General features: G+C 29.5%; 10 protein-coding genes. 8 read left to right on the forward strand and 2 right to left on the reverse strand.

Annotated features, from left to right (window positions below; genetic code table 11):
• The first annotated feature begins 83 nt into the window (after positions 1 to 83).
• From HN894_17245 to queG, 8 genes are all read left to right on the forward strand, one after another.
• Entirely contained in the window at positions 84 to 971 is an 888-nt protein-coding gene (locus HN894_17245; protein MBT7145070.1) for an Omp28 family outer membrane lipoprotein, read from the forward strand.
• A 152-nt stretch (positions 972 to 1,123) separates the two neighbouring features.
• Complete coding sequence (locus HN894_17250; protein ID MBT7145071.1) at positions 1,124 to 1,849, forward strand: TIGR04255 family protein; 726 nt, start codon at positions 1,124 to 1,126, stop codon at positions 1,847 to 1,849.
• A 7-nt stretch (positions 1,850 to 1,856) separates the two neighbouring features.
• Positions 1,857 to 2,180, forward strand: a complete 324-nt coding sequence (locus HN894_17255) for a hypothetical protein (protein ID MBT7145072.1) — start codon at positions 1,857 to 1,859, stop codon at positions 2,178 to 2,180.
• Complete coding sequence (locus HN894_17260) at positions 2,180 to 2,716, forward strand: hypothetical protein (protein MBT7145073.1); 537 nt, start codon at positions 2,180 to 2,182, stop codon at positions 2,714 to 2,716. The genes HN894_17255 and HN894_17260 overlap by 1 nt, the downstream gene beginning before the upstream one ends.
• 265 nt (positions 2,717 to 2,981) lie before the next feature.
• On the forward strand, positions 2,982 to 3,611 hold the full coding sequence (locus tag HN894_17265; GenBank protein ID MBT7145074.1) for a PorT family protein: 630 nt from the start codon (positions 2,982 to 2,984) through the stop codon (positions 3,609 to 3,611).
• An 89-nt stretch (positions 3,612 to 3,700) separates the two neighbouring features.
• Positions 3,701 to 4,129: a SufE family protein gene (locus HN894_17270; protein ID MBT7145075.1), complete on the forward strand. Its 429-nt coding sequence runs from the start codon at positions 3,701 to 3,703 to the stop codon at positions 4,127 to 4,129.
• 120 nt (positions 4,130 to 4,249) lie between these two features.
• Positions 4,250 to 4,567: a DUF59 domain-containing protein gene (locus HN894_17275; GenBank protein MBT7145076.1), complete on the forward strand. Its 318-nt coding sequence runs from the start codon at positions 4,250 to 4,252 to the stop codon at positions 4,565 to 4,567.
• Positions 4,568 to 4,619: 52 nt separating this feature from the next.
• The gene (gene queG, locus HN894_17280; protein ID MBT7145077.1) at positions 4,620 to 5,531 is read left to right on the forward strand and encodes a tRNA epoxyqueuosine(34) reductase QueG; all 912 of its coding nucleotides are present in this window, start codon (positions 4,620 to 4,622) and stop codon (positions 5,529 to 5,531) included.
• A gap of 25 nt (positions 5,532 to 5,556) precedes the next feature.
• Here queG and HN894_17285 read toward each other — a convergent pair whose 3' ends face one another.
• Positions 5,557 to 5,808: a type II toxin-antitoxin system RelE/ParE family toxin gene (locus tag HN894_17285; GenBank protein ID MBT7145078.1), complete on the reverse strand. Its 252-nt coding sequence runs from the start codon at positions 5,806 to 5,808 to the stop codon at positions 5,557 to 5,559.
• Positions 5,805 to 6,002, reverse strand: coding sequence for a hypothetical protein (locus HN894_17290; GenBank protein MBT7145079.1), 198 nt, complete (start codon positions 6,000 to 6,002; stop codon positions 5,805 to 5,807). Before HN894_17290 ends, HN894_17285 begins: the two co-directional genes overlap by 4 nt.
• Positions 6,003 to 6,230 lie beyond the last annotated feature (228 nt).

Genomic DNA, 6,230 nt, shown 5'->3' on the forward strand with positions numbered 1-6,230 from the left:
TTAGAAATTAGGAATTGGAAGACAATTCATTTTTGTTGCCTAATATCTAATTTCAAAAAAACAAACATAAAATATTAATAAAAATGAAAAAACTCAATTATTTACTTTTTATATTTATCAGTGCTTCAATATGGATTTCCTGCGATGAAATTGATGATCCATATTTTGAGGAAATAATACAAGCAACTTGTCCGTCTCCTGAAAGTTTCCCGCCTGCTTCAAGCGAGCAAAAAGTTCTAATACTTGATTTTACCGGACACAAATGCGGCAATTGTCCTGAAGCTCACCTCATTATCGAGAACCTAATAAACCAGCACCAAAACAAAATAATTCCTGTAGCTATTCATTGTGGCTACTATGCCGAATTTGATACTACTGCCGACAAACACAATTACAATTTCACAACACCAACCGGCGAAGAATTTGGTGGAGATGGAGTTACAGGAACTGGACATTTCGATATTTTATCTCAACCGATTGGTTTAATTAACAGCCTTAGCAAAAACAATAAGGCCGGACGAAACCAATGGTCAGATTTAACTGATATTGAGCTACTTAAAACTCCAAAAATAGGTTTATCAATTGTGAACTCTTTTGATGATGACTCACGAAAATTATGCACACATATTAATACCGAATTTCATGAAAATTTAGATGGAAATTACTTTCTGGCAGTTTATTTAATTGAAAGCCACATAATAAATTGGCAAACTGATTACAGTCAATCGCCTGCCGATATTCCTGACTACGAACACAATCATGTTTTACGAGGAGCCATTAACGGTAGCTGGGGTCGCGAAATTGCATCAGACACAATAGTTGCAGGCTCTTCTATTGTAAAATCTTACGCATACAATCTTCCCGAGGAATATGTTAAGGAAAACTGTGCAGTAGTTGCTTTTGTTTATGATGATGATTCCAAAGAAATTATGCAAACAGAAGAGGTAGGAGTTGTTGAGCATTTGAAATGATTGTAACTAATTTGTTTTATATATTTGGTTGTTGTATTTAATACCAGAAAATTTTATAATCGTTGATTATTCGGTTAAAATTAACGATTTTTAAGATTAAATAAATAATTAAATAGTAATTTCGCGTATCTTTATAAAAAAATAGAATTTTAATGAGCAAATTACCAAAAGCACCTTTATTAGAAATAATATTCGAAATCAATTGGGATATTACTAATAAAAATGATATTGTTAAGTTTCAATATCTTCACGGTGATTTATTTTCAAATTTAAAAGATAAATATCCTTACAGAGAAAACTTATTGCCTCCAGAAGTCCCATTAGATATTGCTAAAGGAATGCCTGTTTATAGATTTAGAAAAGAGAAGCTTGGCTATCCTTTAACTCAAATTGGTCCAGGGATATTAACATACAATACTATTGATGAGTTGTACTTTTGGAACGATTTTAAGACTGAAGTAAAGCACTTGACAAATTCATTTTCTGAAGTCTTTTCTGAAATAAATAATACAAATTTGTTTTTAACATTGACATATATTGATTTCTTTGAGATTGATTTTAATAAACAAAATGTAATTGATTTTATTAATGAAAATTTAAGTTTAAATGTTAATCAATCCATAATAAATAATAAAAATACAAATGCCATTAATTTAACACTTTCTTATCAAATTGAAGATAATATTCTGTCTCTAAATCTCAGAAATGGTGTTGTTAGTAATAATAAACAAGGAATTATACTTCAAACAAAATTAATAGGAAAAAAACAGACTTACACAAATAAGGAACAAGCAAAATGGCTTAATGAAGCACATGAGACTTGTAGCAGTATTTTCAAAAAAATTACAACTGACAAATTGTATAGCTCCTTTAAATAATTAGATTATGCCTTTAGACATGCCACCAAATTATAATATTTCTACTCAAATAAAACCTGCGATTGAAGCAATTTGCAATTTTTCAAGTACGCAAATTGAAAATTATTTTTCAAGAAATGATGATAGGACATTAGATATTACACCATATATAAATTCGATAGCTACAAAATTAATTATTGAAGGAGACCATTTAACAAGTTATTCAACTTGGTTAGAAATTGGAGTTGAGAATTTCGATATAATATCAAAAATTACTTATTCAAAAAAGTTTAAAGTAAAAGCAAAAATTAAAGTTATTTCAAAATTTACTCCTAAAATAAATATGGACTAATGGATTTTATTTGGTATAGTGCAATAATTAATTCAGACAATATTGAACAAGGAGATTTAATTAAAGATTGCCCAATAGTTATTCCTCCTTCAAAAATTGAAGAAGGAGATGAGCCTGAAATTGAAATAAGATTAATTAATTCTATTATTCTTTCTCAATCTTGTGATTTAGTAAATAATAAAATCGATATTGTTTTAGTTTGTCCATATTATCCTTTAAAAGTTTTTATTGAAAATTTACCTGAAGATCAAAACTCTAAAAAATTGATCAAAAAAAATATTGACAATTTACGAAAAGGGTATCTACCTGGTTATCATCTACTAAACAAATTTGATGATTTAAAAATTAATGATTATCTTGTTGTAGACTTTAGGAATGTTTATGGGATTGAGATTAATAATTTAAAAGATATTGCATACAAACAAATTAATAGGATAAGACTATTACCGCCATATAGAGAACATTTATCACAAGCATTTGCAAGATATTTTATGAGAGTAGGATTACCACAAGATATTCTAATTGAAGGTTATTAAGAAGTAGTAATAGCTCAACAAATAGTTTAAAAAATTGGGTAGAAAGTGAGAAATATGAAGAATTTAGCATTAATTAAATGATTGAAATAAATTGAAATTTTATATTTCAAAATGCCAAACGTTTCATATTTACGGTGTTAGTCTTATTTGAGCAATATAAACTACCATACCACAAAGTTTGCAAAGAATTTGGACTCAATAAATTTGTTTTTTTTGTGTATAAAATAATATAGTATTTATATGAATATTTAAAATTAAGTAAATTATGAACATAAAAGCTTCAATCAAAGCAAAAACTATATTAATAATTCTATTTTTGTCATCGTTTTTATCCATAGCACAAGAATTCGATGGTGGAGTTTTTGCCGGATTAGTATCGAGCCAGGTAGATGGCGACCAATATGGTGGGTACAATAAAGCAGGTTTTCAGGTAGGAGCTTTTGTAAACCGAAAACTTACGGAAAAGTGGGGAGCTCAATTAGAATTAAAATATATCGGGAAAGGGAGCCGCGAGTCTGATAAAAAAACCGGAATTATATACTACCGATCGAAATTGAATTATGTAGAAATGCCTTTGTTGATGAACTATTCAGTAGATAAATTTACCTTTGAAGGAGGTATAGCTGGCGGAGTACTTATAAACTCTGGTGAAGAAGACGAAAGTGGCGAACTTTCAATAGAATACACAAAGGAATTTAATAAAATCGAAATAAGTGGAGTAGCAGGTTTTAACTATCATCCCTGGGATAAAATATATTTAAACTTCAGATTCTCATATTCTTTACTTCCAATACGTCAGAATTTGAGCGATAACATTCCAACAATCTATTATCACCAAAAATATTCGTTCAATAATTTGATGAGCTTTGCAATTTATTATCAATTTCAGAATTAATATAAATTAGAATAGCTTGATAAAATTTTGTGTCTAATTTTGATTATTTGAATTTTGCCCTAAATTAGCTACATAATAAACTATAGAATATGACTATAAATGAAATACAAAATGAAATAATTGATGAGTTTTCGGTATTTGATGAATGGTTAGATAAATATAATTATTTGATCGATCTAAGCAAAGAACTGCAGCAAATAAACCCGGATTTCAAAACCAATGAAAATGTAATAGACGGTTGCCAATCGAAAGTATGGCTGCATGCTGAATTACGGGATGGAATATTAATTTTTTCTGCTGATTCCGATGCTATAATCACAAAAGGAATAATTGCATTGTTAGTAAAAGTTTTATCTAATCAAAAACCTAAAGACATAATAGCCAACAAATTATATTTTATCGACAAAATTGGTTTGCAAGAAAACCTCTCTCCTACTCGATCAAATGGACTATTAGCTATGGTGAAACAAATGAAACTATACGCCATTGCCTACGATGCCAAAATGAACCAAAGTTAAACACCTCTTGTATTGTTAGTTTTCAGGAATCATTCTATTAAGGTTCAAAGTGGAGGTTTTCGGACTTTTTGAAACATGCAGAATATATTTTACAAACCAATAAATCAAAAAACAATTAACATGAACATAGACTTTCTAAAAACAGAAAATGAAATTGTAAGAGTGTTGAAAGATATTTACGATCCCGAAATTCCTGTTAATATCTACGATTTAGGTTTAATTTACAAAATAGATGTTGCCGACAGCCACAATGTAACTATCACAATGACTTTGACAGCACCAAATTGCCCCGTAGCAGACGAGCTTGTGAATGAAGTGAAACAACAACTTAATAAAATTGAAGGAATTTCTAAATTAGATTTGATTTTAACTTTCGATCCGCCATGGGATAAAGAAATGATGTCGGAAAATGCAAAATTTGAACTTGGGTATTTGTAAAAATTCACAAAATTATTACTCAGTAAACACCTAATTTTCCTATCATAAAAAAATGAATTATTCAAAATTCATTAAATCCGAAGCCATAAAATTAGGTTTTCTTGCAGTTGGCTTTTCAAAAGCTCGTTTTCTTGAAGAAGAAAAAGCACACTTTTCGGAATGGATAGCTGATGGAAAGCACGGCGATATGAAATATATGGAAAACCATTTCGACAAGAGGTTGAATCCAAATTTGCTTGTTGATGGTGCAAAATCTGTAATTTCGCTATTGACAAATTATTATCCGGAAAAATTTCAAGAACAAAAAAATAATCCGAAAATATCGAAATATGCTTATGGCACAGATTATCATTTTGTCATAAAAGAAAAGCTAAAAACACTTCTTTCAATTATTAAAGAAAAAAATCCGAATGCAGAAGGAAGGATTTTTGTTGATTCGGCACCGGTTCTTGAAAAAAAATGGGCTGAGCTTGCAAACTTAGGCTGGATTGGGAAAAACTCAATTTTAATAACTAAGAAACATGGCTCTTTTGTTTTTATTTCAGAGATAATTATAAACCTCGAACTTGAGTATGATTCGAAACACAAAAATTATTGTGGGAACTGCAATTTATGTATAGAAGCCTGTCCTACACAGGCAATCGACAAAAATGGCAGTATTGATAGTCGAAAATGTATCTCGTACTTAAGCATAGAAAACAAAAACGAAATCCCGGCGGAATTTGAAGGTAAGTTTCAAAACTGGGTTTTTGGTTGCGATATTTGTCAGGATGTTTGCCCTTGGAACCGATTTTCACAACCACACAATGAGCCCGAATTTGAAGCTATCCCTTCAATTTTAAATTTCACAAAGGCTGACTGGCAAAATTTAGACAGAAATGATTTTAATAGGATTTTTAAAAAATCTGCTATAAAAAGAAGTAAATTTCAGGGATTTATGAGGAATTTGGAGTTTATTGATTGACAGTTATTATGAAAAATTGATTTTTTTAATAAATTTCTTTTCTGTGCCCAACAGAAATAACAGTAACAACAACTGTTTCATCGTTTATTTCGTAAATTATCCGATAATTTTTGACACGAATACGATATGCTTCTTCACCTTTTAGTTTTATATATCCATATAGTCGAGGATTTTCCATAAGTGATGCAATAGCAGATTTTATTTGTGGAATGGCTTTTTTATCAAGCTTCATTATTTGCTTTTGAGCATATCGCTCAATAAAAATAGTATATTTCATTCCAAACCAAATTCTATTTCTTTAAATGCTTTTTCAAATGGAATGGGCTCACTCTTATGCCTTTTTGCTTTTCGATATTCTTTAATATCTTCGAGTTCCTCAGAATCAGCCAATAATTTCTCATAAACCTTGATAGGCAACTGAATAGCAATCTTATTGCCTTTTTTATCAATAACAATATTTTCCTCAAACATGATAATTCATTAATAGTTATCTTTGTGCAAAGATAATTTTTTTATAAGTCTTGATAAATACTAAAGATTTCTGCAAAAACGATATAATTTTGGCATTGTTTATTATATATACATTTTGTATTTTTGCCAAAAAAATATTATGGATTGTTCAAAGTGTAAATCGACAAACAAAGTAAAAAGAGGGATTATTAAAGGCAAGCAACGCTATACTTGCAAGGACTGCGGCTA

The organism is Bacteroidota bacterium (genome assembly GCA_018692315.1).
Taxonomy (GTDB): Bacteria; Bacteroidota; Bacteroidia; order Bacteroidales; family JABHKC01; genus JABHKC01.

Coding starts and splice junctions, on each gene's coding strand:
- HN894_17285 (MBT7145078.1), bottom strand. CDS start 5,808: ATGAAATATACTATTTTTATTGAGCGATATGCTCAAAAGCAAATAATG.
- HN894_17255 (MBT7145072.1), top strand. CDS start 1,857: ATGCCTTTAGACATGCCACCAAATTATAATATTTCTACTCAAATAAAA.
- HN894_17250 (MBT7145071.1), top strand. CDS start 1,124: ATGAGCAAATTACCAAAAGCACCTTTATTAGAAATAATATTCGAAATC.
- HN894_17275 (MBT7145076.1), top strand. CDS start 4,250: ATGAACATAGACTTTCTAAAAACAGAAAATGAAATTGTAAGAGTGTTG.
- queG (MBT7145077.1), top strand. CDS start 4,620: ATGAATTATTCAAAATTCATTAAATCCGAAGCCATAAAATTAGGTTTT.
- HN894_17290 (MBT7145079.1), bottom strand. CDS start 6,002: ATGTTTGAGGAAAATATTGTTATTGATAAAAAAGGCAATAAGATTGCT.
- HN894_17270 (MBT7145075.1), top strand. CDS start 3,701: ATGACTATAAATGAAATACAAAATGAAATAATTGATGAGTTTTCGGTA.
- HN894_17245 (MBT7145070.1), top strand. CDS start 84: ATGAAAAAACTCAATTATTTACTTTTTATATTTATCAGTGCTTCAATA.
- HN894_17260 (MBT7145073.1), top strand. CDS start 2,180: ATGGATTTTATTTGGTATAGTGCAATAATTAATTCAGACAATATTGAA.
- HN894_17265 (MBT7145074.1), top strand. CDS start 2,982: ATGAACATAAAAGCTTCAATCAAAGCAAAAACTATATTAATAATTCTA.